This window comes from Paraburkholderia sp. SIMBA_053, assembly GCF_046534895.1.
Lineage (GTDB): Bacteria > Pseudomonadota > Gammaproteobacteria > Burkholderiales > Burkholderiaceae > Paraburkholderia > Paraburkholderia caledonica.
This window is the reverse complement of the sequence record NZ_JAWRXU010001812.1, coordinates 1-233: the sequence shown is the minus strand read 5'-3', so window position 1 is coordinate 233 and position 233 is coordinate 1. Positions and strand designations below refer to the sequence as shown.

Annotated in this window: 1 protein-coding gene; it reads left to right on the top strand. The window is 60.9% G+C overall.

Going from position 1 to position 233, the window contains the following annotated elements:
• The coding region (locus SB753_RS41765; RefSeq protein ID WP_410805779.1) for a helix-turn-helix domain-containing protein at nucleotides 1-233 on the top strand (233 nt) is incomplete at both ends.

Here is a 233-nt window from a genome sequence, read left to right as displayed (position 1 = left end):
CGGCTTTGGCGATGCAGGGGCAGTTCGGCAAGATCGGCAAGGCGTTGCGCCGCATCCACGCGACCTATGCGCATCCGCTCGATGTCTCGCAGCTTGCGAGCGACGCGGGCATGAGCGTGCCGACGTTTCACAGCCACTTCAAGGCGATCACGCAAACATCGCCTATGCAATATGTGAAATCGGCGCGCTTGCACCAGGCTCGACTGTTGATGCTGCGTCAAGGCATCACTGCC